Origin of the sequence: Actinoplanes sp. NPDC024001 (assembly GCF_040638955.1) — a bacterium.
GTDB lineage: Bacteria > Actinomycetota > Actinomycetes > Mycobacteriales > Micromonosporaceae > Actinoplanes.
In genome coordinates this window covers 12,773-36,249 of sequence record NZ_JBEZZB010000108.1, presented here as the reverse complement: position 1 = coordinate 36,249, position 23,477 = coordinate 12,773, and the positions used below count along the sequence as shown (strand labels likewise).

23 protein-coding genes are annotated in these 23,477 nt (G+C 71.8%); 15 read left to right on the top strand and 8 right to left on the bottom strand.

Features of this window, described 5'->3' with window-relative positions:
- Positions 1-295 precede the first annotated feature (295 nt).
- The 4 genes from AB0F81_RS33505 to AB0F81_RS33490 all read left to right on the top strand — a co-directional run bounded on the left by AB0F81_RS33505 (position 296) and on the right by AB0F81_RS33490 (position 4,173).
- Complete coding sequence (locus AB0F81_RS33505; RefSeq protein WP_360203732.1) at positions 296-865, top strand: DUF3455 domain-containing protein; 570 nt, start codon at positions 296-298, stop codon at positions 863-865.
- A gap of 188 nt (positions 866-1,053) precedes the next feature.
- Positions 1,054-2,355, top strand: a complete 1,302-nt coding sequence (locus AB0F81_RS33500) for an extracellular solute-binding protein (protein WP_360203730.1) — start codon at positions 1,054-1,056, stop codon at positions 2,353-2,355.
- Between the two features lies 1 nt (position 2,356).
- The gene (locus AB0F81_RS33495) at positions 2,357-3,274 is read left to right on the top strand and encodes a sugar ABC transporter permease (protein ID WP_360203728.1); all 918 of its coding nucleotides are present in this window, start codon (positions 2,357-2,359) and stop codon (positions 3,272-3,274) included.
- Positions 3,271-4,173: a carbohydrate ABC transporter permease gene (locus tag AB0F81_RS33490; RefSeq protein WP_360203726.1), complete on the top strand. Its 903-nt coding sequence runs from the start codon at positions 3,271-3,273 to the stop codon at positions 4,171-4,173. Before AB0F81_RS33495 ends, AB0F81_RS33490 begins: the two co-directional genes overlap by 4 nt.
- A gap of 1 nt (position 4,174) precedes the next feature.
- Here AB0F81_RS33490 and AB0F81_RS33485 read toward each other — a convergent pair whose 3' ends face one another.
- The gene (locus AB0F81_RS33485) at positions 4,175-5,245 is read right to left on the bottom strand and encodes a substrate-binding domain-containing protein (protein WP_360203725.1); all 1,071 of its coding nucleotides are present in this window, start codon (positions 5,243-5,245) and stop codon (positions 4,175-4,177) included.
- Between AB0F81_RS33485 and AB0F81_RS33480 the strand changes: the two genes are divergently transcribed.
- Both AB0F81_RS33480 and AB0F81_RS33475 read left to right on the top strand, forming a co-directional pair.
- A complete protein-coding gene (locus tag AB0F81_RS33480) occupies positions 5,244-7,598 on the top strand; it encodes a glycoside hydrolase family 3 N-terminal domain-containing protein (RefSeq protein WP_360203723.1) in 2,355 nt (784 codons plus the stop codon). The two genes, AB0F81_RS33485 and AB0F81_RS33480, sit on opposite strands and share 2 nt — an antisense overlap.
- Positions 7,599-7,664: 66 nt before the next feature.
- The gene (locus AB0F81_RS33475) at positions 7,665-9,281 is read left to right on the top strand and encodes an RICIN domain-containing protein (protein WP_360203736.1); all 1,617 of its coding nucleotides are present in this window, start codon (positions 7,665-7,667) and stop codon (positions 9,279-9,281) included.
- 59 nt (positions 9,282-9,340) lie between these two features.
- Here AB0F81_RS33475 and AB0F81_RS33470 read toward each other — a convergent pair whose 3' ends face one another.
- Positions 9,341-10,612 carry a M23 family metallopeptidase gene (locus AB0F81_RS33470; protein ID WP_360203722.1) on the bottom strand — a complete coding sequence of 424 codons (1,272 nt, stop codon included), beginning with the start codon at positions 10,610-10,612 and terminating at the stop codon, positions 9,341-9,343.
- A gap of 160 nt (positions 10,613-10,772) precedes the next feature.
- Here AB0F81_RS33470 and AB0F81_RS33465 point away from each other — a divergent pair, with 160 nt between their 5' ends.
- Both AB0F81_RS33465 and AB0F81_RS33460 read left to right on the top strand, forming a co-directional pair.
- A complete protein-coding gene (locus AB0F81_RS33465) occupies positions 10,773-11,795 on the top strand; it encodes a hypothetical protein (protein ID WP_360203720.1) in 1,023 nt (340 codons plus the stop codon).
- A gap of 53 nt (positions 11,796-11,848) precedes the next feature.
- A complete protein-coding gene (locus AB0F81_RS33460) occupies positions 11,849-12,484 on the top strand; it encodes a TetR/AcrR family transcriptional regulator (RefSeq protein WP_360203718.1) in 636 nt (211 codons plus the stop codon).
- On the opposite strand, the gene AB0F81_RS33455 is transcribed toward AB0F81_RS33460, so the two are convergent.
- The 4 genes from AB0F81_RS33455 to AB0F81_RS33440 form a co-directional block, all read right to left on the bottom strand.
- Positions 12,471-12,968 carry a cupin domain-containing protein gene (locus AB0F81_RS33455; RefSeq protein WP_360203716.1) on the bottom strand — a complete coding sequence of 166 codons (498 nt, stop codon included), beginning with the start codon at positions 12,966-12,968 and terminating at the stop codon, positions 12,471-12,473. The genes AB0F81_RS33460 and AB0F81_RS33455 overlap by 14 nt on opposite strands.
- Positions 12,965-14,158, bottom strand: a complete 1,194-nt coding sequence (locus tag AB0F81_RS33450; protein ID WP_360203714.1) for a DUF418 domain-containing protein — start codon at positions 14,156-14,158, stop codon at positions 12,965-12,967. The genes AB0F81_RS33455 and AB0F81_RS33450 overlap by 4 nt, the downstream gene beginning before the upstream one ends.
- 98 nt (positions 14,159-14,256) lie before the next feature.
- Positions 14,257-15,675 (bottom strand): FAD-dependent oxidoreductase, encoded by a 1,419-nt coding sequence (locus AB0F81_RS33445; RefSeq protein ID WP_360203712.1) that lies wholly within the window; start codon positions 15,673-15,675, stop codon positions 14,257-14,259.
- A gap of 68 nt (positions 15,676-15,743) precedes the next feature.
- Positions 15,744-16,607, bottom strand: coding sequence for a trypsin-like serine protease (locus tag AB0F81_RS33440; RefSeq protein WP_360203710.1), 864 nt, complete (start codon positions 16,605-16,607; stop codon positions 15,744-15,746).
- 129 nt (positions 16,608-16,736) lie between these two features.
- Between AB0F81_RS33440 and AB0F81_RS33435 the strand changes: the two genes are divergently transcribed.
- The 6 genes from AB0F81_RS33435 to AB0F81_RS33410 all read left to right on the top strand — a co-directional run bounded on the left by AB0F81_RS33435 (position 16,737) and on the right by AB0F81_RS33410 (position 21,112).
- Positions 16,737-17,396, top strand: a complete 660-nt coding sequence (locus AB0F81_RS33435; RefSeq protein WP_360203709.1) for a response regulator transcription factor — start codon at positions 16,737-16,739, stop codon at positions 17,394-17,396.
- Complete coding sequence (locus AB0F81_RS33430) at positions 17,393-18,484, top strand: ATP-binding protein (RefSeq protein WP_360203707.1); 1,092 nt, start codon at positions 17,393-17,395, stop codon at positions 18,482-18,484. The genes AB0F81_RS33435 and AB0F81_RS33430 overlap by 4 nt, the downstream gene beginning before the upstream one ends.
- 63 nt (positions 18,485-18,547) lie before the next feature.
- The gene (locus tag AB0F81_RS33425) at positions 18,548-19,555 is read left to right on the top strand and encodes an AraC family transcriptional regulator (protein ID WP_360203705.1); all 1,008 of its coding nucleotides are present in this window, start codon (positions 18,548-18,550) and stop codon (positions 19,553-19,555) included.
- A gap of 43 nt (positions 19,556-19,598) precedes the next feature.
- Positions 19,599-19,937, top strand: coding sequence for a hypothetical protein (locus AB0F81_RS33420; protein WP_360203703.1), 339 nt, complete (start codon positions 19,599-19,601; stop codon positions 19,935-19,937).
- Positions 19,934-20,515: a carboxymuconolactone decarboxylase family protein gene (locus AB0F81_RS33415; RefSeq protein ID WP_360203701.1), complete on the top strand. Its 582-nt coding sequence runs from the start codon at positions 19,934-19,936 to the stop codon at positions 20,513-20,515. The genes AB0F81_RS33420 and AB0F81_RS33415 overlap by 4 nt, the downstream gene beginning before the upstream one ends.
- 159 nt (positions 20,516-20,674) lie before the next feature.
- Positions 20,675-21,112: a hypothetical protein gene (locus tag AB0F81_RS33410; RefSeq protein ID WP_360203700.1), complete on the top strand. Its 438-nt coding sequence runs from the start codon at positions 20,675-20,677 to the stop codon at positions 21,110-21,112.
- A 24-nt stretch (positions 21,113-21,136) separates the two neighbouring features.
- Here AB0F81_RS33410 and AB0F81_RS33405 read toward each other — a convergent pair whose 3' ends face one another.
- Entirely contained in the window at positions 21,137-22,570 is a 1,434-nt protein-coding gene (locus AB0F81_RS33405) for an MFS transporter (protein WP_360203698.1), read from the bottom strand.
- 154 nt (positions 22,571-22,724) lie between these two features.
- On the opposite strand from AB0F81_RS33405, the gene AB0F81_RS33400 reads away from it, so the two are divergent.
- Positions 22,725-23,162: a helix-turn-helix domain-containing protein gene (locus AB0F81_RS33400; protein ID WP_360203734.1), complete on the top strand. Its 438-nt coding sequence runs from the start codon at positions 22,725-22,727 to the stop codon at positions 23,160-23,162.
- Here AB0F81_RS33400 and AB0F81_RS33395 read toward each other — a convergent pair.
- A partial coding sequence (locus AB0F81_RS33395) for a hypothetical protein (RefSeq protein WP_360203697.1) occupies positions 23,163-23,477 on the bottom strand: 315 nt, incomplete at its 5' end. It abuts the gene before it with no gap.

The window sequence follows — 23,477 nt, the reverse complement described above, 5'->3', positions numbered from 1 at the left end:
AGCAGCGAAAGCGCCGATGGCGGTGGCACCGATGGCAAACCTACGGATCTGAACCTTCATCAACTACGTCCCCTCACGTATTTGCTTACGGGGACCAGGTTCGGAGCGGCAGGTTGTGAACGAGATGTCCGACCGTTGCGCCCGGGGAGCAGTCGTCATCGCCGGTTCTGACCGTTCGGAGGACGGGGCCGGGCTCGAACGGCCAGTAATCGAATTATTTCGATCCGTCGCTGGCTGAATCCCGTGTGTCCGGTCGGCGGGCAGCTCCGCCCGCAGTCCTACGCAGGGGGAAAGAATGCTGAGTACCACTCGATCCCGGATCCGCGCGGTCGCCGTCGTCGGGATGGCCGCGGTCGCCGCCGCGGTCGTCACCGTGACCCACGAGGCGTCCGCCGCCGAGAGCCGCACGGTGGCGGTCCCGTTCATTCCGGAGATCATCCAGCCGCCGGCCGGTTCCCGGCTGGTCGGCGCCTATCTCGTCACCAAGGGCACCCAGACCTACACCTGCGTCGTGCCGGCGGGCGCGACGACCGGGGCCTACACCGGCGCGTCGGTGCCCGAGGCGCAGCTGATCGGCACCGGTGGCCGCCTGCACCACTTCGGCGGCCCGAGCTGGCAGTCGGTCCGCGACGGCTCCCTGGTCACCGCGGCCAGGGTCGAGTCGTCACCGCGGGCCGGCACCATTCCCGAGCTGTTGCTGAAGGTCAACTCTCGTACCGGTGAGGGTGTCCTGAGCAGGTCGGACTACATCAACCGGTTGCGCACGTCGGGCGGCGTGGCCCCGGCCGGCAGCTGCACCGCCGGGCAGTCGGTGAGCGTGCCGTACGGCTCGATCTACGTCTTCTGGGACGCGCCCGGCGTGTAGCCGGCCGCGGTGGCCCCTTCTCAAGTCTCCGAAAACTTTTCGTAAGTCGTTCTTGTACGGCCACTCCGGGCCATGCCAATCTCCCTTGTCAGCGGGAGCGTTCCACGGCCCCGAGTATCGAAAAGTTTTCGTAGACCGGCGCGGATTGTCATCCGTCGCCGGGGCTTCCCATGAGAAGGGGTCAGCGCATGACCGGAAAGTTCGCGTCCCGAACACGGCGGATGGCCGCCATCGCTGTCGCGGTGGCGGCCACGGTGACCGCCGCCGCCTGCGGCGGGACAGCCGGCCCGGGCGAGGCGGCCGCCTCCGGCCTGACGATGTGGGCGCTGTCGGACCAGACCACGTTGAAGGAGTCGGTGGAGGCCTACAACGCCGACCACCCGGACCGGAAGATCACTCTGCAACTGTTCGCCAACGACGACTACAAGCAGAAGCTGCGGGTCGCGTTCGGCGCCGGTCAGGGCCCGGACATCTTCTTCAGCTGGGGCGGTGGCGCCCTGGGCGACTACGTCTCGTCCGGCAAGGTCGCCGAGATCAGCGCCACCGACCTCGACACCCGCCGGTTCACACCGAGCGTGCTCAAGACGGCCACCTTCGACGGCAAGGTCTACGGCATACCCGCCAACGGTCTGGCCCCGGTCGTCCTCTACCACAACAAGAAGGTGCTGGCCGACGCCGGCGTGCAGCCGCCCCGGACCTATGACGACCTCAAGGCCGCGGTGGCGACCCTGAAGAGCAAGGGCGTCACGCCGATCTCGCTCGCCGCGAACTCGAAGTGGCCGACGCTGATGTGGCACGAGTATCTGCTCGACCGCACCGGCGGCGCCCAGGTGTTCGAGCGCATCGGCGCCGGGGACGGCAGCGGATGGACCGACCCGTCGGTGACGAAGGCCAACCAGTTGCTGCAGGAGCTCGTGGACGCGGGCGCGTTCGGCGACAACGCCTCCTCGCTCTCCTACGACCAGGGCGCCGCGACCGCTCTGCTCCACACCGGCAAGGCCGGTTTCGAACTGATGGGCACCTGGGAGTACGCGAACATCGCCAAGGCCGCACCCGACCTCGTGGCCCAGGGCAACCTCGGCTGGACGGCCTTCCCCACGATCCCCGGCGGGGCGGGGAACCCGGACGCCATCGTCGGCAACCCGTCGAACTACCTGTCGATCAGCGCGGCCACCAAGGACCGGGCCGCCGCCCTCACCTACCTGAAGGACTACGTCCTCAACGACGCTCAGGTCGACGCCTACCTCGCCGCCGGCAGCGTGCCGCCGGTCAACGGACTGGAGGCCAAGCTCGCCGCGGTGACCACCCCGGACAAGGAGTGGCTGCAGTTCGTCTACGACCTGGTGCAGAAGTCACCGACCTTCCAGCTGTCCTGGGACCAGGCGTTGCCGTCGGAGCAGGCCGACCCGCTGCTCACCAACGTCGACGAGTCCTTCCTGAAGAAGATCACGCCCGAGCAGTTCGGGCAGAACATGAGCAAGGCCTCCTGACGTGACCGTTGCGCGTACCTCTCACCGGGGCGCGACCGCGTGGCGGCGCCGGACCACCGGCGCCGCCATGGCGGCGCCCGCCCTGCTGCTCTTCGGACTGTTCGGCATCGTCCCGCTCTCCGGGGTGGTGATCCTCAGCTTCACCGGCTGGGACGGCCTCGGCGCGATCAGCTGGACCGGCGCCGCGAACTGGACCAGCGTCCTGACCGACTCCGCGACCTGGGACGCGCTGTGGCTCACCGCCAAGGTCATGGTGCTCAGCTGGCTGCTGCAGACCCCGATCGCGCTGGCTCTGGGACTGTTCCAGGCCGCCGCCGGGCGCTGGCGGGCCCTGCTGGCCGTCCTGTTCTTCCTGCCGCTGCTGCTGTCCGCGGTCGCGGTCGGCCTCACCTGGCAGGCGCTGCTCGACCCGGCGTTCGGCATCGGCGCCACACCCGGCCTCGGCTGGCTGGCCCGGCCGCTGCTCGGCGACCCGGACCTCGCCCTGTACGCCGTCATCTTCGTCATCGCCTGGCAGTTCATCCCGTTCCACGCCCTGCTCTACCAGGCCGGGGTCCGGCAGATCCCGGTGTCGCTGTACGAGGCCGCCGCCATCGACGGCGCCGGCCGCGGCGACCGGTTCTGGCGGATCACCCTGCCCCAGCTGCGCTACACCGTCGTCACGTCCACCACGCTGATGCTGGTCGGCTCACTGACCTACTTCGACCTGATCTTCGTGCTGTCCGGGGGCACCGGCGGTCCCGGAACGGCGACCCGGGTCCTGCCGCTGGCCATGTACATCACCGGCTTCCAGGCGCACGACATGGGCCGGGCCAGTGCCATCGCCACGATCCTCGTGTTCACCGGGCTCGCCCTGTCCCTGATCACCACGAAATGGTCCGGCTTCACCCGGATGGCCAGCCAGCAGGAGGGCTCGTGACCGCGACGACGTCGTACCCCCGTACCCCGGTGAAGCTGCCTGCTGCCGCACCGGCCGCGACCGGCGGGACTTTCTCGCCGGCGCGCCTCGCGCGCCGTGCCGTCACCGGTGGCGCCACCCTGCTGTGGACGGCGATCGTGATCGTGCCGCTCTACTGGGTGGTCGTCACCAGCCTGCGCGACCGGGCCGACTTCCTGAGCACCAGCCCGCTGGCGCCGCCGGCCGATCCCACCCTGGCCAACTTCCGGACCGTGCTCGCCGGCGATTTCGGCACCTACCTGCTCAACAGCGCGGTGGTCACCGCCGCCGCGGTGCTGGTCACGGTGGCGGTCTCGCTGATGGCGGCCTTCGTCGTCGCCCGCGGCACGTCGCGCTGGTCCCGGTGGTACTTCCGGCTCTTCCTGCTGGGTCTGGCCATCCCGCTGCAAGCGGTGATCATCCCGGTCTACCTGCTGATCATCCGGATGCAGCTGTACGACAGCCTGCTCGCGATCATCCTGCCGTCCGCCGCCTTCGCCGTCCCGATCACCGTGATGATCCTGGTCAGCTTCCTGCGCGACGTGCCGCACTCGCTGTTCGAGGCGATGCAGGTGGACGGCGCCGGTGAGTGGAAGCAGCTGTTCGCCCTGGCGCTGCCGCTCACCCGGCCGGCCATCGTCACCGTCGTGGTCTACAACGGCCTGCAGGTCTGGAACGGGTTCCTCTTCCCGCTGATCCTCACCCAGAGCAACGAACGGGCCGTGCTGCCGCTCGCCCTCACGCTCTACCGGGGTCAGTTCGGCATCGACGTGCCGGCCACGATGGCCGCCGTGGTGCTGTCCACGCTGCCGATCCTGCTGCTGTTCGTCCTGGCCCGCCGTCAGCTGATCGCCGGGCTCACCGCGGGTTTCTCCAAGTGAGTCAGGCCGGCGCGGCGGTCGACTCGCGCACGACCAGGCGGGTCGCCAGCTCGACGCGGGAGGTGGGCGGCGCCTTGCCCTCGGCGAGCTGGATCAGGGTACGCACCGCCACCCGCCCCATCTCCTCGAACGGCTGGCGCACCGCGCTCAGCGGCGGCGACGTCATCGAGGCCACGGCGGTGTCGTCGAACGAGATCACGCTCAGGTCGCCGGGCACCCGGCAGCCCGCCCGGCGCGCGGCTTCCAGGGCACCCAGCGCCTGCTCGTCACTGGCCGCGAAGATCGCGGTCGGCGGCTGCGGCAACGCCAGCAACGCCGTCGTCGCGGTCACCGCCTCCTCGAAGTCGAAGTCACTGGATCTGATCAGCTCCGGGTCGACGGCGATGCCGGCCTCGTCCAGTGCGGCGCGGTATCCGTGCAGGCGGGCGGCGCCGGCGACCGAGTGCGGGCGCCCGGCCAGCATGCCGATCCGGCGATGCCCCAGCTCGAGCAGATGCTCGACCGCGGTGCGGCCGCCCTTCCAGTTGGTCACCCCGATGCTGGGAATCTCGATGACCGGCTCGCTGAGCGGGTCGACCAGCACCACCGGGATGTGCTGCTCGACGATGCGCTGCTGATCCTGCTCCGCCAGCATGCTGATCACCAGGATCATGCCGGCGGCGTCCAGCGTCTCGCACTCGTCGAGCCAGCGGGAGATCGACTGCCGGTTGGTCATGCCGAGGATCGGGTGTGCGCCGGCCTCGGCCGCGCCGGTCACGATCCCGCGGACCACCTCGAGCGTGTACGGCCCGGCCAGGTCGCGGAACACGGTCAGGAATCGGCGTGGCCGGCCCGGGTCGGCGCCGGGCCGCCGGTAGCCGAACTCCGCCAGCAGGGCCTCGACCCGTGCCCGGGTCGCCTCGCCCACGTCACGGCGGCCGTGCACCACCTTCGACACCGTCGAGACCGACACCTGCGCAGCGCGCGCCACCTCGCTGATCAGACCGTGCCGGCCGGCCTGTCCACGCGCACTCCGCTCCACGTCCACCTCGCATTCTTTCGCGCCACCGTACATCCACAAGGAGTAACGCATGACCGCCACGACCCCGAAGCCCGCCCCCGCCGATGCGGCGCCGGGTGGCAGCGCCCGGCCGTGGAGGGACCCCGGCCGGCCCACCGCGGAACGGGTGGAGTCACTGCTCGGCGAGCTGACCGTGGCCGAGAAGGTCGCGCAGCTCGGCAGCGCCTGGGAGGACGTCGAACCGTCGGGCCCGGAAGTGGCCCCGGGCACCAGCCTGCTCGGCCGGGTCGGCGACCTCGACCAGACCGCACGCGACGGCCTCGGTCAGCTGACCCGTCCCTACGGCACCGTGGTGCGGGCGCCGCTGGAGCACGCCCGGATGCTGGCCGGCCGGCAACGGCAGATCATGGCGCAGAGCCGGCTCGGCATTCCGGCGATGACGCACGACGAGTGCCTCACCGGCTTCACGGCCTTCGGCGCCACCATCTATCCGACCTCGCTGGCGATGGCCGCCACCTTCGACCCCGGACTGATCGGCCGGGTCGGGCACGCCATCGGGGCGGACATGGCCGAGGCGGGCGTGCACCAGGGGCTCGCGCCGGTGGTCGACGTCATCCGCGACTATCGGTGGGGACGCTGTGAGGAGACCTACGGCGAGGATCCCTACCTGGTCGGGGAGATCGCCGAAGCGTACGTGCGCGGCCTGCAGGCCGAGGGTGTGCACGCCACGCTCAAACACTTCGCCGGGTACGCCGCCTCGGTGGGCGGACGCAACCACGCCCCGGTCAGCGTCGGCCGGCGCGAACTCAACGATGTGATCCTGCCGCCGTTCGAACGTCTCGTCGCCGCAGGCGTCGCGTCCGTCATGAATTCCTATGCCGGTATCGACGGTGAGGCCCCGGCGGCCAGCCGCCGGCTGCTGACCGGGCTGCTGCGTGACACGTGGGGCTTCGAGGGCACGGTCGTCTCCGACTACTGGTCCATTCCGTTCCTGGTGACCGCCCACCGTGTCGCCGCGGACCTGCCGGCGGCCGGGCGCGCCGCGCTGCGTGCCGGGATGGACGTGGAGCTGCCCGACCAGCGCGGCTTCGGCCAGGCCCTGGTCGACGCCGTCGAGAGCGGGGAACTCGGCGAGGACGAACTGGACCGGGCCGTCCGCCGGGTGCTGCGCCAGAAGATCGAACTCGGGCTCTGCGACCCCGGCTGGGATCCCCGGCCGCCCGCCCTGCGCGCCGGCCGGCTGGACCTCGACAAACCGGCCAGCCGCGAGCTCGCCCGCGCCGTCGCCCGCGACAGCGCGGTCCTGCTGAGCAACGACGGCACGCTGCCGCTGCCGGCCACCGGCGCCATCGCGATCGTCGGTCCCTGCGCCGACGACGTACGCACCATGCTGGGCTGTTACAGCTTCCCCAACCATGTGCTGTCCGGCCGTCCGGAACTCGGCGCCGGCGTCGAGATCGCGTCCCTGCGCGACGCCCTGGCCGGGGAACTGCCTGAGGTGCGCTGGTCGTACTCCCGGGGCTGCCCGGTGCGTGAGCCGGACACGACCGGTATCGCCGAGGCTGTCGCCGCGAGCCGGGGCAGCGCGGCGGCGGTGGTCGTCGTCGGCGACCGGCCGGGCATGTTCGGCATCGGCACCTCCGGTGAGGGATGCGACGTCGAGGACCTTCGCCTGCCCGGCGTGCAGGAGGAACTGGTCGAGGCCGTGCTGGACACCGGCACACCGACCGTGCTGGTCGTGGTCTCCGGCCGCCCGTACGCCGTCGGCCGTTTCCGCGACCGCGCGGCCGCCATGGTGCAGGTCTTCCTGCCGGGTGAGGAGGGCGGGCACGCCGTCGCGCGCCTGCTGTCCGGGCGCGACAACTTCAGCGGCAAGCTGCCGGTGCAGATCCCGCTGACGGCGGGCGGGCAGCCCTACACCTACCTGCACGCGCCGCTGGCGGACCGGCAGAGCGCGCTGTCGAACCTCGACCCGACGCCCGCCTTCGGCTTCGGGCACGGCCTGTCCTACACCACCTTCGCCGTCGACGACCTCACGACCGACCGCACCGAGGTGCCGACCGACGGCCGGATCCGGGTCACCGTGCGGGTCCGCAACACCGGCGCCCGGACCGGCGCCGAAGTCGTCCAGCTCTACGCCACCGACCCGGTCGCGCAGGTCAGCCGGCCGGTCCGGGCGCTGCTCGCCTTCACCAAGGTGGAGCTGGAGCCGGGTGAGCGGGCGCTCGTCCGCTTCGAGGTCGACACCGACCGGTTCGCCTTCACCGGCCTCGACGGCGACCGCATCGTCGAGCCCGGAGAGATCCAGCTGCACGCCGGCTCCTCCCGCCGCAGCGTCACCCTGACCGGGCCGGTGCGCACCGTCCACGCGCTGCGGCAGCACCACGTCCCCGCAACCATATCGAAAAGTTTTCGTAACCATTGAGCGGTGTCTCGCTCCGGCCGCAGACTTCTACCCACATAATCGCCGAGTGAGGAGCCTTTAACGGTGATGAGCCGACTCCGCAAACTTACGAAAACATCGCTCGCGGCCACTCTCGGGCTGCTTCTGGCCGTGGTGCTGATCCCGGCCCGGGCATCGGCCTATCAGCCGGTCGAGCAGAACATGTACGTGCCGGCCAACCCCGGCAGCTGCAACAAGCATCCCTGTGTGCTCTACCCCAAGTCCGCACAGTTGCCGAGCGGCCGCCTCGTCGCCGCCTTCGAGGACAGCGAGGGCGCGGTCGTCGGCCAGACCATGCCGATCTTCAAGAGCGACGACAACGGCAACACCTGGCAGCGGCTGACCAACCTGCGGGCACCGGCCTACCTCACCAGCGACCCGGCGTACGCGGCCTACACCAGCGCCTGGACCAACCCGTTCTTCTACGTGCTGCCGCAGGCGCTCGGCGGCATGCCGGCCGGCACGCTGCTGCTCGCCAGCGTCGTCTCCGGCGCGGACATCGCCCCCAACCCCGGCGGCAACGGCAACCGGCAGAACATCGCGATCGTGCTGCACTCCAGCGCCGACCAGGGTGCGACCTGGACGGTGCGCAGCATCATCGCCAAGGGCGCCGACCAGCAGCACGACCCGGTGTGGGAGCCGTACCTGATGACCCACCAGGGCAGACTGGTCGCCTACTACTCCGACGAGGAGGAGGCCAACTTCTTCAGCGGCGCCGACGCGTCGCGCGAAGGGGGTCAGATCCTGGCCCACAAGACCTCGGCCGACGGGATCACCTGGAGCGCTCCGGCCGCCGACGTGGGCACCGCTCACTACGCGGCCCGGCCCGGCATGACCAACGTGGTGCCGACCTCGGACGGCAAGTGGCTGATGACGTTCGAGTACTGGGGTGGCGGCGCCAGCAACCGCATCAAGGTCTGTGCCGACCCGTTGAACTGTGACCCGTCGAGCGCGGGGCAGGCCGCGCCGGGATGGTCCGGGGGCAGCCCGGTCACCGTACGCCTGCCGGACGGGCGCATCGTCTACAACGACGCCGACAGCAGCGACGTGCTGGTCAACTCCACCGGGCGCAGCGACGGGGCGTGGGTGTCCCAGCGGACCGCGGTGCACCAGGGCTACAGCCGCCACCTGCAGTACGTCGCCGGCGCCCGGCGGGTGCTCATCCTCTCCGCGTCCTGGGGCGCCAGCGGCACGGTCGGTCCGGTCCGCTACGGCGAGGTCGACCTCGGCAACTCGGCCGGCGCCTACTACAAGTTCATCAACCGGGCGTCCGGGCAGGCCCTGTCGGTGAACGACGCCGCGCTGACCGACGGGGCGCCGGTGATCCAGTGGGGCGACCACAACGGCGCCGACCAGCAGTGGCACCTGTGGACGCTGGCGAACGGCAACCGGCTGATCGGCGGCAACCGGAACAGCGGCCGTACGCTCGGCATCTGGCAGGGCTCGACCGCGGACGGCGCGCCCGCCGTGCAGTGGGTCGAGAATCAGGCCGCCGACCAGCAGTGGCGGCTCGTCGCGGCCGGCGCCTACTACAAGGTCGTGAACGTCGGCAGCGGCAAGGTTCTGGCGCTGCGGAACGGCTCGACCGCGCAGGGCACGCCGGTGGTCCAGTGGGCCGACACCGGAGCGCTCGACCAGCAGTGGCAGCTCGTGCAGGTCAGCTGATCGGATGTGCCCTCGCCCGTGCGTGGGTACGGGCGAGGGCACAGCAGTGGCGTTCGGGGTCAGCCGCGCTTGCGGGAGAACGGGCGATCGCCCTCGGCGCCGTACTTGACCTTGCGGTCGGTGATGCCGTTCAGGTCGTTGTCGATGTAGATGTAGCCGTCGCTCGGCCGGAAGACGGCGACCCCGTCCTTGCCGTCGCTGTCGAAGTCGCCGGCGAACGGGTAGTCGCCCGCCTGCCCGTACTGGAAGGTGTGATCGGTCGTGCCGTCCACCCAGTCGTCCAGGTAGAAGGTGCGGTTGCCGGGGCGGTAGGCGCCGATGCCGTCCCCGCCGAGCCCGTCCCAGTTGCCGGCCACCGGGAAGTCGCCGGCCTGCCCGTAGGTGGGGTGGTAGTCGGTGGTGCCGTCCATCCAGTTGTCCAGGAACCACTCGCCGGTCGCGGCACGGAAGACGCCGATGCCGTCGCCGCCCTCGCCGTCCCAGTCGCCGCTCACCGGCCGGTCCCGCCCGTCGCCCCAGTTCACCCAGTTGTCGGTCGCGCCGTCGTTGTTCTGGTCCAGGTAGAAGCGGCCCTCGGACGGGCGGAAGACACCGAGGCCGTGAGCGCCGTTGTTGTCCCAGTCGCCGGAGATCGGCATGTCGCCGGTCCGGCCGTAGTTGATGACGATGTCGGAGGCACCGTCGTAGTTGTTGTCCAGGCGCAGGCTGCCGGGGTTGCCACCGCGGAAGACCCCGATCTGGTCGGCGGGCGGCAGACAGTTCGCGCTCGTCACGGTGCGGCTGGTCGCGGGCGGTGGCTCCACCACCACACCGTTGAACTCGACCGGATAGCGCTCGCCGTGGTCTTTGCCCCAGTCGACGAAGCCGTCGCCGTTGTCGTCGTGGGACTGTTCGTAGTGCACGTGCGGGGTGTTCGCCCCGGAGCCGGTGCCGCCCGCCGTACCGATCTGCTGCCCGCGGCGCACGGACTGGCCGACCCGCACGTCGATGCGCTGCAGGTGAATCTGGACCGTGTACCAGTCACCGCTGTGCCGGATCTGGACGGCGTTGCCCCCGTAATCCTGGAATTCGGCCTGTACCACCACGCCGTCCGCCGAAGCGAGCACGGGGGTGCCCGTGGTGAGGCTGCGCGGGACCCGGAACATGTCGAGAGCCGGTGCGTGCCCGAACGGGTTCACCTCGATCTGCAGGCCGCACGGGAACGGCATCTGGAAGAACGGCTTGCCGCCGGCCGCCGGCGGCGGGTCCGCCGACGCGGGCGTGGCCGCCGCGGCGACGACCAGCAGCAGAGCCGAGCCGGTCAGGCCGGCCCGCCGGATCAGATGACGCATACACATCAACTCCTTGCCCGAAGTGACGCGGCTCCGGACCGGGGCCGCGCCGCCATGCTGTGCCACCGAAACCCTCGGCCACCAGGCCAAACTGTCCCCGGTTCGGCGCTATCCGTCCCCGGCGACAGATAGCTGGTGACGATTCGGCACAATGACGCCGATGAATCCGAGTAGCGCGAAGGAACCGCTTCCGCCGTGGTGGCGACAGGTGGAGGACGCCGCGCAACTGGTGGCCTCGCAACTCAACGCCGCGGCCGCGCGGGCGGCGCGCGACGGTGTCTATCACCCACCGCCCGGATCGCCCGCACCCCGGCGGCGCCGACAGCCCGGATCGCTGCGCCACCTCGCCGAGGTGATCCGGACCCATCGGCTGGCGCCGGGCGCGTCCGTCGACAAGGACGACGTCGCGGCGGTCCTCGCCGGCGAGCCGCGCCGGGTGAGCGACCCGGTCGTCGTGGTCGCGGTGGCCCGGGCCAGTCATCTGATCGCCGGTGCGCCGTTCACCGACGAGGACGCCGGCCGGCTCGAAGTCGCCAGCGCCCATGTCGCGGCGCTCGTCGACGCCGCGCGGCAGGCGGACGAACGGGCGCCCCGGGCGGTGCCGGTGCCCCGCCCGGAGCAAGACGTGGCGGAGCCCGAGATCATCGACGCGTACTTCACCACCCGCCGGCCGCGGCGGCGGCGCTGGACGCTGATCGCCGCCGCGCTGGGAGTGCTGGCGATCGCCGGCGCCGCGACCGCGCTGGTCGTCCTCGACCGAGAGCCCGAGCAGCCGGTGGCTGACGCCGAGTGCCGGCTCGGGGCCACCGGCGCGGACATCATCGAGAACACCCCGCAGCTCTTCGACGACGACGCGGCCACCCGGATCGACCCCGTCCTCGACTTCGACCAGATGAACGGCTCCGCCCGGTACGCGCGGCACGACGGGCGCACCTATTACTGGGGGCGGGCGGGCTCCGACGACCACGACCCGCACGCCGGCGGTGCGCGTGTCCGCTGGAGCACACCGGGCGGGCGGTGGCGCAGTTGTGCCACGCCGCTGGCCCGGAGCGAGCGGGGCTATGTGCACACGCCGGCGGTCGCCACCACGATCGGCGGGCAGCCGGTCACCGTGCAGATCTGCCTGTGGCGCGACGACCCGCGCCGGGAGAACTGCACCGTCGAGATCTCCAACGGCCGTTGAGGCTTTCAACCTACGATATGTAGGCTGAAAACGGCTTCAGGAGGGAGCACCGGATGGCAACCCGCAAATATGACCAGGTGCTCCGTGCCGAGGCCGCCCAGGAGACCCGGCGGCGGATCCTCGCGGCGGTCGGGCAGCGCCTGCGCGAAGTCCCCACCGAGCAGCCGAGCCTGGAGCAGGTGGCCCGGCTGGCGAACGTGTCGCGGTCGACCATCTACGCCGACTTCGGGTCGCGGGCCGGCCTCTTCGACGCGTTCGTGGTCGACCTCTGGAAACACACCGGGCTCGGGGAGCTCAGCCGGGCCGTCGCGTCCGACGACGCCCGGGAGCATCTGCGGGAAGGCATCGCCGCGGCGAGCCGGATGAAGGGACGGGACCTCGCGATCTACCGGGTGCTGCACGCCATGGACCGCCTCGACCCCGAGTCGGCCGGCAGCGCGGTGCGGCACATGGAGCAGGACCGGCGGGCCGGCATGGAGAGCCTCGCCGCACACCTGGAACGCGACGGTGTGCTGCGCGAGGACCTCAGCGCCGAGCAGGCCGCCGACGCGCTGTGGGTGCTGACCAGCTTCGAGAGCCTGGACCTGCTGGTCACCGGCCGCGGGCTCACCGTCGACGAGGCGATCGCGACGCTGGTGACGATGGCCGAGCGGACGGTGTGCCGCCCACCGGAGCTCACGAGGTCCTGAGCCCGAAACGGCGCACCACGTCGGCCAGCCACGGGGTGTCGACGAACTGGAGCCCGTGCTCGGCGGCGAGGGCCGCACCGCGTTCCGGGTCGGCCTCACCGGACTCCAGCAGGTCGGCGACGGCGCGGAAGAACAGCTCGAACCCGGCCGGGCTGATCACCTCGATCATGCGGGCCGGCTCGGCGCCGGCGTTCCACATGGCGTGGGCCTCACCGCGCGGCTTGGTGATGTAGCCACCGGCGCCGAGGACGGCCTCGCGGTCTCCGGAGCGGAAGCCGATCCGGCCGGCCGTCACGATCGAGTACTCGTCCTCGCGCGTGTGGATGTGCGGCGGGACCAGGGCGCCCGGCGCGAACTCGTGCTCGACGATCGCCAGGGCGCCGCCGGTGTCGGCGCCCCACAGCTTGAAGTCCACGGTGATCGCGCCCAGGTCGCCCATGCGGCCCTCGCCCGGGTGGACCACCCGCACCTGTGGAGTGTTCATGACCGGCCTCCAGACGTCATCCAGCGCAGACCCCACTCGACCGGCCCGACCCGGAACCGGCCCAGCCACCAGTGGCTCACCAGGACCTGCAGGCTGAACAGTGCCACCGCCAGGGCGACGCCGGCCGCTGCCCCGACCCGGCCGAACAGCCCGGCTCCGTACGCGTAGAAGACCGTGCTGAAGACCAGCGACTGCATCAGGTAGTTGCTCAGCGCGAGGCGCCCCGCCGACTCCAGCCAGGGCCGGTGGCCGCGTTCGTACCGAAGAGTGGCGTAGGCGGCGATGCCCACCGTGAGCACCGGCGCCGCCAGCGACATCAGCAGGACCTGGCCGGCGAGCACCACGAAGAAGCCGCCGGCGCTCTGCACCAGCACGACCAGGACGTTGAGCGGCAGCCCGACCCCGATGCCGATCCGGGCGATCGACGTCAGCCGGGTGCGGTGCGCGGCGACGTCGGTGAACAGGCCGGTGCGTGCCGCGAACATCCCCAGCAGCATCATCGCCAGCACCACCAGGGAGAAGGCGAGCCCGAAGAGCAGGCCGCCCGGTGTGGTGGCGCGCTCCTGGACCAGGTCGAGATAGCCGCCCGAGCGGTAGATCTCGGCGAGCCGGCCGGCCTCGGCGGCGTCGGCGGAGGCGGCCGAGCGTTCGGCCGCGGCGAGCGCGGACGAGCCGGTGGCCGCGCGGACCCCGAGAAGCACCAGGCCGGCGGTGGCCGCCGTGGCCAGGGCGCCCAGGATGCCGAGCGCCCACGTCAGCAGGGTGCGCGGGGCGCGGTTGACGAACGCGAGCAGGACCAGGCCGACGAGGGCGTAGGTCGTGAGGATGTCGCCGAACCACACGAAGACCAGGTGGACTGCTCCGATCAGGCCCAGGGCGGCGAGACGTCGCAGGTACGCCGCGCGCCGGCGGGCGAAGTGCGTGGCGACGCCGAAGCCGAACAGCAGCGAGAAGAGGCCGATGAACTTGCCCTCGGCGAGGACTTTCACCAGCACCGCGCAGGTGGCGTCCCAGGCGCCCTCGATCGAGGTGGCGGCGAGGTGCTCGACCGACGGGGCCGTCTTGAACAGGGTCATGTTGACCAGCAGGATCCCGAGCAGGGCGAACCCGCGCAGGGCGTCGACCACCGGCACACGCGCGGTGCCCGGCGGGGCGACCGGGTCAGCCGGTCGCACGATCGATGACGTCATCGGATGATCTCCTTGTCGAGGGGCGGTGCCGTCGCCGGACGTGGCCCGGGCCGGCATGCGGGAGTGCCGCGGCGGTGAAGCCGGCGACGGCAGGGTGTTCATCGCGGCGCCTCCCGGCCCGACGCGACGGCGACCGCCCGTGCGAGATCGCCGGCCGGGTCGGCGGCGGCCCACCAGGTCGCCACGGGGACGCCGTCGGGACGGACCAGCACGGCGCTGTGCGGGCCGCGGAGGCCGAGCGCGTGGGCCGCGGGCTGGGGGAGCGGCACCACACTCACCGGGACCGGGAGGTGCCCGGCCGCGGCACGCCAGGGGTCACCGGGCCCGGCCGTCATCAGGGTCAGGCCGGGACCGATGAGATCGAGCGTCGAGGTGTCGCGGTCGACCCAGGCGTGGGCGATGCGGCCGCCGAGGTCGTGCTGCATCTCCGAGACGACCGCCCGGCACCGGCCGGTCGTCGCCTCGGCGCGGGCCACGCTGTCCGCGACCAGGGCGCGAGCCTCCTGCTCGTAACCGGCCAGGAAGGACGCCGGCGCCCAGCCGCGGAGCACCCAGGCGAGCCGCCAGCCGAGGTCGAAGCCGTCGCGCACGGCCATCGCCAGCCCGGTGCCGCCGCGTGGCGTCACCCGGTGGGCGGCGTCACCGGCCAGGAACACCCGGCCGTGCGAGAAACGGTCGGCGATCTGGGCGGCGGAGGTGAAGGCATGCGTCCGGACGATCTTGACGGGCAGGCCGGGGATGCCGCTCGCGGCGCGGATGCGCGCCTGGAGCACCGCGGTGCCGTCGTCGCGGGCCGCCACCATGCCGTATTGCCAGCGGTCGCCGTCGCCGGCCGGGATCAGCACGCCCGCGCCGTCGGGGTGGGTGACGGTGTAGAGGGCGAAGCGGTGCTCGCCCACCACCTCCCACAGCGGGGCCCGGAACTCGACGCCCAGCCCGGCCATCGCGTTGTCGGGGCCCGCCATGGCGATGCCCAGCGCGCGCCGCACGGTGCTGTGGGCGCCGTCGGCCGCGACGACATAGGCCGCGCCCACCACCGGCCCCGGCCTGCCGGCCGCCCTCGTCGTGAGGCGGACGCCGTCGGCGCTCTGGGTCAGGCCGGTGACCTCCGCGCCGCGCCGCAGCTCGGCCGACGGCATCCGGAGCAGGGCCTCCTGCAGGGCGGACTCCAGGTGGTCCTGGGGCACCCGGGCCGAGCTGGTCGGGCTCACCACCCGGCTCTGGGCCAGGTCGGGCGTGTTCATCTCGCGGCGGACGCCGCTGCCGGCGGTGGCCAGGGTGACGGTCTCCAGGACGGCCAGCTCGACGTCGGCGCCGCCGGCGCGGACCGCCGGCTCCAGCCCCCACGCCCGCAGCTGCTCCATCTGGCGCAGGCTGATCCCGACGGCCCGCGGCAGCGGTGAGACGGTCCGGCGCTTGTCCAGGACGAGGACCCGGACGCCGTGGCGGGCCAGGGTGAGCGCGGTGAAGAGCCCCGCGGGGCCGGCGCCCACAACGACCACCGACGCAGCAGTCATGATGATGCCCACTTTCGGAGAACAGGATGTCCGGTCAAATCACAGTCTCGATTTGATCGGACAGGCTGTCAACCGAAAAAGCGCCGGACCGCGATGCCGGTGAGGAACAGGGCTGCCAGCAGCAATGCGGCGATGCCGGTCCACGCCAGGCCGCCGAGGCTGCCGGCGCCCGCCCGGCTCTCGGTGACGCCGGCGATCCAGTCGCCCAGGTTGTCGGTCCGGGCGCTGAGATCCGGGCCGGGATGCGGGCAGCCGGGGCCGCTGCTGACCACCGCGGCCAGGACGGCCGACCCGTCGGGCAGCTCGCGGAAATAGGGGCCGCCGGAGTCGTGCGGGCACGGGCTGGTGTCCGACCGCGGCGCCAGGCCCGAGGCCTCGATCAGCGTGTCGCCGACGGCGTCGACGGTGAACTGCCCGGTCTGCATCCGGTCGGTGGGCCCGATCGCGCCGTCGCCGACGGTCAGCCCGAATCCGGTCAGCCGCAGCACCTCACCCACGCGCGGTGGGTCGGTGGCGACCGGGATCGGCGTGACCCCGGTTATCGGCTCGGCAAGTTCGGCGAGGGCCACGTCGGTGTGGCCGGCCTGGTGCACGGCGACGACCTCGGTCTGGTGCCCGTCCCGGCTGTCGAGGTCCGCGCGGCCGACGGTGGCGACGGTCCGCCGCGCCACGACGCGGTTCACCCGCCGGCCGTCGCCGTCACGGAAGCAGTGACCGGCGGTGATCACCCAGCGGGCCGCGATGAGGGCTCCCGAGCAGGAGCTGTCCCGGGTGCCGCCGGCGCCGTCGGGCAGGCCGGTCATGGTGAGCAGGACGGAGAACGGGTAGGCGCCGTCGCGGGCGTTCTCGCCGTACGCGATCGCCGCGGCGGGCCGGGCGGCCCAGGGCACGGTGACCGCGACCAGCAGCAGAACTATGACATGATTTCTCATATTTCTGAGCACGGGTGACCATGTTTCCGGCGGCCGCGTACGACGAGCGTCATCGACGTCTTTATCAACCGCTTATCCGCGCTGTGAAAGCCTGTCGGGCGGTGCTGATCCGCGAGCGGGAGGACGAGGATGCGGGTGCTGGTGGCGGATGACGAGCAGCTGCTGGCCGACACGGTGGCGCAGGGCCTGCGCCGTCTCTCGATGGCCGTCGACGTGGTCTACGACGGCGAGGCCGCCCTGGAACGCCTCGGCGTCAACCGGTACGACGTAGCCGTCCTCGACCGTGACATGCCCGGCCGCACCGGCGACGAGGTGTGCCGGTGGATCGTCGACTCCGGCGACACCACCAAGGTCCTGCTGCTGACCGCCGCCGCCGGGATCCGCGACCGGGTCGAGGGACTCGGTCTCGGCGCCGACGACTACCTGACCAAGCCGTTCGCCTTCGCCGAGCTGGCCGCCCGGGTGCAGGCGCTGGCCCGCCGCTCGGCGCCCGCCCTGCCACCGGTGCTGGAGCAGGACGGCATCGTGCTGGACAGCACCCGGCACACCGCCTCCCGCGACGGGCAGCTGCTGTCCCTGTCGTCGAAGGAGTTCGCCGTGCTGCACGTGCTGCTGCGGGCCGGCGGGCGCGTGGTCAGCTCCGAGGAGCTGCTGGAACAGGCGTGGGACGAGCACGCCGACCCGTTCACCAACACCGTCCGGATGACGGTCATGACGTTGCGCCGCAAGCTCGGTGAACCGCCGGTGCTGCACACCGTGCGCCGCGCCGGATACCGGCTCGGCGCATGAGCACCGGATCTCCCGCCCGCCGGATCCTGCTGCTCTGCGTGATCCTGCTGGTCGCCGGCCAGCTCGCGCGGCCGGTCGCCGAGCTGGTGCTCGCCCTCTGGTACGAGTTCGGGCCGTCCTGGTGCCAGCTCCAGCCCGGCCGCGCCCCCGACGCCAGCGCCTCGTCCCTCTGTGTCCAGATCTACCGGCGGCCGAGCATCCCGGTGACCATCACCCTGCTTCTCGTGCTGGCGGCCATGCTGGCCGCCTGCTACCCGGCCGTACGGTGGTGCCTGCGCCCGTTGCGTGACGTCGTCGGGGTGATCGCGAACGTGGGCCCGCAGAACCTCGGCTTCCGTCTGCGCCCCGGCCCCGGCCGCGACGAGCTGGCGGTGCTGGGCCGGACCGTCGACGAGATGATGGACCGCATCGCCGTCGGCTACGAGGCCCAGCGCCGGTTCGCCGCCGACGCCTCCCACGAGCTGCGCACCCCGCTCGCGGTCCAGCGCACCCTGATCGAGGTCGGCATGGCCGAGGAGCTGAACGCCGACCAGCTCGACCTGCTCACCGCCCAGCTGCTGGCCACCAACGAGCGCAACGAGCGCCTGATCGAGGGCCTGCTGGTACTCAGCGAGAGCGACCGCGGCCTGGTGGCGCGCGCGCCGCTGCGGCTGGACCGGATCACCGCCGACGTCCTCGCCGCGCACCGGGCCCGGGCCGCGGACGCCGGCGTGACGATCACCAGCGACCTGAGGCCGCGGGTGGTGCTCGGCGAGCAGATCCTGCTGGAACGGCTGGTCACCAACCTGGTGCAGAACGCGCTGAAGTACAACCGCCCGGACGGCACGATCGACGTCCGGGTCGGCGACGACCCCGCGCTCGTCATCGTGAACACCGGCGACGACGTGCCACCCGAGGAGGTCGGCGCCCTGTTCGAGCCGTTCCGGCGCCGGGCGGCCGCGCGCATCGACCACAGCGGCGGGGCGGGCCTGGGCCTGGCGATCGCCCGCTCCATCACCCAGGCCCACGACGGCCTGATCACCGCCACCTCCACCGGCCGCGACGGTCTGAGCGTCCAGGTGTCCCTCCCACCGGCGGGTGACGCCTAGGACTTTCTTGACCTCGGCGGCAGCCGCGATGATGGGGGTCCCGCACGACCTCGAGGAGCCGCGATGAGTGACCGCCCACAGTCGAGGGCGGGCGGGGACGACAATCGGGTGCGGCGACTGTCCCTGCGCTCGGCCGATGTGGACCAGGTGCGCTCCTTCGGCGGCCGGCATTTCTACCCCCGCAAGTTCCTCCACCCGCTGGGCCGCTCGGGGCGCCTGGACGCCCGGTTCGACCTGCTGCAGGTCGGTGCCCTGACCATCGGTGACGTCCGGTACGGCGCGGACGTCACCCTCGGCTACGAGAACCCGGACGCCTACCAGGTCGGTGTTCCGCTCGCCGGGCGGCTGGAGACCCACCAGGGTGGCCGGGCCATCATCGGCGCCGGCACGCAGGCCGGCCTGTTCCGCGTCGGTGAGGACGTCGTCATCGACCGGTGGGCGGCGGACTGCCGCCAGCTCGGCGTCAAGATCGGGCGGGAGCTGCTGGAAGGGCGTCTGCAGACGCTGCTCGACGCACCCGGGACGGTGCCGCTGAAGCTGTCGGCGCAGCTCGACATCAGCACCGGCATGGGCCACAGCTGGGCGGCGCTGGTGCGGCTGATCGCCGCCGAGTTCAGCAACGAGACCGGCCTGCTGCGGGAACCCCTGATCGTGCACCAGCTGCAGGAAACCCTGATCATGGGACTGCTGATGGCGTGCGACCACCCGTACCGTGCGGAACTCGCCCGGCAGGGCCGGGCCTACCGGCCCGCGCCGGTGCGGCGCGCGATCGATGCGATCCAGGCCGACCCGCAGCATCCCTTCACCGTCGCCGAGCTGGCCCGCGCCGCCGGTGTCAGCGTGCGTACGCTGCAGACCGCCTTCCGCAGCCACCTCGGGTGCTCCCCGATGGCGTACCTGCGCCAGGTCCGCCTCGACCGTGCGCACCAGGAGCTGCGGGCCTCCGACCCGAGGCACACCACGGTCACCCAGATCGCGTACCGGTGGGGTTTCGTCCACCTGAGCCGGTTCGCCGACGCCTACCGGGCCCGCTACGGCACCACACCCCGCGAGACGCTGCGCGAGCCGTGACCGGTGCGTTGCGGTGCGGCCCGCCATCCGGTAAGCCGGGCCAATGACCGCAACCGAGCCGAACGAGGACGTCAAACGCACCGCACACCGGGCCCTGGTCGAACGACTCCTGCACGGGCCAGGGACCACTTCCGCCGAGCAGCGGGCCGCCGCCTTCCACAACGCCGCCGGCGCCCCCGCCTCGGCGCTCGTCGACAGGGTCGCCACCGCACCGACCCGGATCACCGACGCGGACTTCAGCGCGGCCGTGGCCGCCGGGCTCAGCGACGACCAGATCTTCGAGCTGGTCGTCTGCGCCGCGGTCGGCCAGGCGGGCCGGCAGTACGAGGCCGGGCTCGCCGCCCTCGCCGAAGCAGCCGGCGGCGAGCGGGGCGACCGATGAGACCCGAGATCCTCAACAGCGGCTACCGGCCCGGAACCAAACTGCTGTTCACGCTCGTCCGGGTGTTCTCCGGCCGGCCCCTGCCGGACGCCGCCAAGCTGGTCTTCTACCGGCCGGACTTCTACGGCGGCCCGGCCAAGACGTTCACCCACGAGGCGATGCGAGGCCCGTCGCAGTGGTCGGTGGGCGATCGGGAACTGATGGCCGCGGTCGTCTCCCAGGCCAACGACTGCGCTTTCTGCGTCGGCGCGCACACGGCGACGGCGGAACAGGCCTATCGGGACGCCCCGAAGGTCCGCGCGGTGCTCACCGACCTGGACTCCGCCCCGATCGGCGACGGCCTCCGGGCGACTCTGCGCATGCTGACGAAACTCACCCGGCAGGGAACGGTCAGCGCGAACGACATGCGCCAGGTGCTGGCGGCCGGCGTGTCGCGCCGGCAGGTCGAGGACGCCCTCGCCGTCTGCGCCGCTTTCAACGTCACCAATCGGCTCGCCGACGCCTTCGACTTCGAACGCCTCACTCCGGACGGTTACGCAGCGGGAGCCAGATTCCTGCTCAAGCGTGGCTACCGGTAAGCGGCGGGCATTCCGGAACAATGGAAGACTCCCGCGAGGACTTCGAAGGATCGAGGTAGCCCGGGAGTTGTTCCCGTGTCGGTGATCCGTCCAGCGGAAATCTTTACCGCCCGGTGACGCGGGCGCATGCTCGAACCTGCCATGAGCGAGGGGGAGAGCATGGAAAAGACGATCACCGACCTCAAAGAATCTCTGCAGCGCGAGGGTTTCGACCGGAAGGCGATTCTCTCGGGTGAGCAGATGCGCACCGCGCAGGAGCTGCTCGACGGCTCGGACGGTGCGCTCGACACGCCACCCGAGGAATTGCGCTACATCGAAGGCCTGCTGAATCTGCCGCTGGGCCACCTGAAACAGTTCCGGATCATTCCGGCGCCGGGTTACGAACAATGCCGGTGCGGCCGCACCCCGAGCGCGCTGGACATCACCGCGACCGCGGCCCGCAACCACATTCACGGCAAGGAGATGATGCGCGACACCCTCATCGGTTTCGCCAATCTCTTCGAGATGGCGCAGGACGGCCGCATGGCCGAATGCTTCGGCTGCGGCCGTCCCATGCTGTCGAGCAGCTACTGGACGAGCGGTTACATGTACGCCTGACGCCGCCCGCCCGTGGCTTTCGGGTCAGGCGGTGGCGGGCGCGGCGGCTGGGGCCGGGGCTTCGGCGGGGGTGGGCCGGCGGCGCAGGCCGAACGCGGTCACGATCGCGGCGAGGATCGCCGCGGCGGCGGGCAGGGCCAGGCCGGAGCGGATGGCCTCGATGGTGAGGCCGGTCGCGCCGGGTTGCAGGCCGGCGGCGGTCAGCGCGGTCACCGCCGAGACGCCCAGGGCGGTGCCGAACTGGATGGACGTGTAGAGCAGCCCACCGGCGAGGCCGTGTTCGTGCTCGCCGACGCCGTCGGTCGCGGCCGTGGTCAACGGGCCGTAGGCGAGGGAGAACGCCACGCCGAGCAGCAGCATGCTGGGCAGCATCGCGGCGTAGGTCCAGTCCGCGGTGACCGGCAGGAACAGCGCGTAGGCCAGGACCGCGGCGAGGATGCCGCCGAACAGCACCCGGGTGGTCCCGAACCGGTTGACCAGCCTCGGGGTCAGGGTCGGGGCGAGGATGGTGTCGAGGCCGACGACGAGCATGGCCAGGCCGGTCTGCAGCGGGCTCCAGCCGCGCAGCTCCTGCAGGTAGAGGGTCACGACGAACTGGAATCCGGCGAACGCCACCATGAACAGCAGCGCGCCGGCGTTGACGCGGGCCAGTCCGGGGGTGCGCAGGATGCCGAGCCGGACCAGCGGGCTGGGCGAGCGCCGTTCGATCCGCAGGAACACGGCCAGCAGCGCGAAGCCGGCGGCGAGGACGGTCAGCGTGACTCTGAGCCCGTCGGTGCCGTGTTCGAGGCGCACCACGCCGTACACGAGAAGCAACATGGCCGCGGTGATGCTGGCCGCGCCGGTGAGGTCGAAGCCCTGCGGCCGGCGTGCCGGCCGCTTTTCGTCCCTGAGCAGCGGGATCGCTGCGGCCAGGATGATTGCGGCCAGCAGCACGGGGGCGAAGAACACCCAGCGCCAGCCGGCCGAGGCCAGGATGCCGCCGGCGACCAGGCCGAGGGAGAAACCGCCGGCGGCGGTGCCGGCGTAGACGCCGAGGGCGCGGTTGCGCCGCGGCCCCTCCGGGAAGTTGCCGGTGATCAGGGCGAGGCCGGCCGGCGCCATGAAGGCCGCGGCGACGCCGGTGACGAAGCGGGCGGCCAGCAGCATCCAGCCTTCGGTGGCGAAGCCGCCCAGCCCGGAGAAGACCAGGAAGACGGTCAACCAGAGCAGGAACATCCGCCGGTGGCCGAGCAGGTCGGCGGCGCGGCCACCGAGCAGCATGAAGCCGCCGTAGCCGAGGACGTAGGCGCTGACGACGCCGCTCAGGGTGCCGGTCGACAGGCCGAGGTCGTCGCGGATCGCGGGCAGCGCCACGTTGAGCATGGCGACGTCGATGCCTTCGAGGAAGATCGCTCCGCTGAGTACCAGGAGGACGCCCCAGGCGCGGGCGTTCATCCGGCTGTCCGTACGGGACATGGCCGTTCCTTTCCGGGCGCTCCGCCCTTGGTTCCTCCGGCGCATGCCGGTTCCTTCTTGTAACCAAGGGGATCGTCGGGCAGGATCAGGTGCCATGGAAGAAGGCACTTCCGCGTCCCTCGGTTCCTGCGAGGTAACCGGCGACTACGACGTCCTGCAGTGGGACACCCGGGAGGACTGCGAGGTCCGGCAGATCCTCGACCGGGTGGCCGACAAGTGGTCACTGCTGGTGATCGCCCTGCTGGACCGCCGCACCCTGCGGTTCACCGAGCTCAAGCGGGCGATCGACGGGGTCAGCCAGCGCATGCTCGCGCAGACCCTGCGCCACCTGGAACGCGACGGGCTGGTCTCCCGCGTCGTCCACGCGACCGTGCCGCCGCGGGTGGATTACGCGCTCACCCCGCTCGGCGTCACCCTGCATGAGACGATCCGCACACTCGTCACCTGGACCGAGACGCACCAGAACGAGATCGCGGCCGCGCGCACCGCGTACGACCGGCGGATCGAGGCCGAGCGGCTCGCCGCCGAGCGGGAGGCGGCCGAGCGCGACGCGCTCGCCCACGACGTTCTCACCGCGGGCCAGGGCCGCTGATCACGGCTGCCACAGTTGCATCAGCCAGATCTCCACGCCGGTGTAGTGGAGCCGGCGGCCGACCAGGGCGCGGGCCGCTGCGCGCCCCCGGCAGTGGGCGCGCAGCCGGTACCGGCCGGGAGCGCCGACCGGTAGATCGGGACCGGCCGGCAGGCCCATGACCGATTCGACCCGGACCGTTCCGGTCGGCAGCTCCAGGCCGGCTTCCTCCACGGCATCCCAGGCGCCGCCGTCGGCGGGCGGCGCCGCACTCCAGAGTTGCAGGGTCAGTGTGGGCCGGAAGTCGTTGCCGGCGGGGCCGGGCACGACCCCGCC